The following is a 1,603-nucleotide window of genomic DNA, read 5'->3' as shown; positions in this document are numbered from 1 at the left end:
CGCCCATGTTCGTGCCACGTTTTGAGCTGATGCTTGAAGCACGGCAGAAAAAAACAAAAGCGTCGGAGGAAACCGTCATGACAACGAAGTTGGCAAGTGCCGTCTGTATTCTCTCGCTCGTACTCTGGGGCTCGGCCGCAACCGTTCATACTGCATCGGCGCAAGCCCAGTCCATCCCCGCGCCCCCACTCGCCGGTCCGCCATCGCCGGAGCAAGTGCAGCCGTGGGGTCTGCCACCACCGCCGCCCGGCATCGGACCGGTTACTTTGTTTGCGGATATCCATGATCAACCCCAGGGCAAGTTTCTCGAGGGCGGGGCCTTCGACAAGGCAGGCAACTTCTGGTTTGTCGCGATTGGCAGCGGCTGGGTGTCCTACCTCACTCCAGACGCCAAGCTGGTCCCCGGGTTCAACTGCAACCCGAAAGGAGACCTCGGTCCCGCTTGCGAACCGCAGGGGACGCGCTGGCATGACGGCAAGCTTTACGTCACGACCCGCCACCTCGGCGTCCTGGTCTATGATCCGGAGACGAAGAAACTAAGCTCGCTCGTTTCCACGTTCCATAACGAACTCTTTAAGGGTCCAAATGATCTCGACTTCGACGCCGAGGGCAACCTGTATTTCACCGACCCATGGGGAACAGGACCAGGACCCGATGCGGCTGATCGGACCGGCGCGGTCTATCAATATTCCAAGGACGGGATTCTCCGGCGCATCATCACTACGGGCAGTTTTCCTAACGGCATAGCGGTTTCGCCGGATGACGGCACGCTCGCTGTTGCGGATTATGCGAGCAACCGGATGCTGTATTATTCGTTCCTGCGAGGGCCGAATCCCGCCTGCACCGACTGCGCCAACGATCCCTCGCACACGACATTCTTCTTCGCCACGGCCGGAAGCTACAATCCCGGCAACGGTGGGCCTGACGGCATCCACTATGACGTGCATGGGAATCTCTGGGCGGCGTGCGGCATCGGCGGAGTCATCGAGTACGATCCGCGTGGCTTCATCATCGGTTACGTACCGTTGCCAAATGGTGATTCCTCGGCCACGAACTTTGCCTTTGGCGGCGAGAATAACCAATATATCTACATGGAAGGTGCCGTCAGCGGAACCGTCTACAAGTTCAAGGCGCCCTACCCCGGACTGATTGGGCCAGATGGCGTGCGGTTGGCGGCGCAACCATGACTTCGCCGCGAGGCTGCTGCGGTGCGCACCGCATCAGCCGCGCATCACCGCGTAGCCGCTGATTACCGCGATTTAATCTTCGTCCTCATCGTTCATTCACAGACGAACCTCTACACGTCCTGTGGAGATAACACTCAACGGGAGGAACTAGATGAAACTTAGGATCGCACTTCTCGCACTGGCCGCGTTAGGTGGCGCAGCTCTTTCGACCGGGACCGCTTCAGCAATGCCACTGGCCCCCTTGGGACAGTTCCAGTCTTCGAACGTCGAGAACGTCGCAGTGGTCTGCGGTCCGCGCGGTTGCCTCCGCACAAGGCCCGTGTATCGGCGCGGGGCCTACGTCGTCCGTCGCCCCTATGTACGTCGCAGCTATGGATACCATCGGAGCTATCGTCGGTACTAACTTGAAAGAGGGC

1 protein-coding gene is annotated in these 1,603 nt (G+C 59.6%); it reads left to right on the top strand.

Annotated features, from left to right (window positions below; translation table 11 throughout):
- Positions 1–1,187, top strand: a 1,187-nt coding sequence (locus IVA74_RS36210; RefSeq protein ID WP_247352302.1) for an SMP-30/gluconolactonase/LRE family protein, incomplete at its 5' end; no start/stop codon positions are given.
- Between the last annotated feature and the right edge of the window lie 416 nt (positions 1,188–1,603).

The sequence above is a fragment of the Bradyrhizobium sp. 132 genome (genome assembly GCF_023074185.1).
Lineage (GTDB): Bacteria > Pseudomonadota > Alphaproteobacteria > Rhizobiales > Xanthobacteraceae > Bradyrhizobium.
This window is presented reverse-complemented; position numbering and strand designations above follow the sequence as displayed.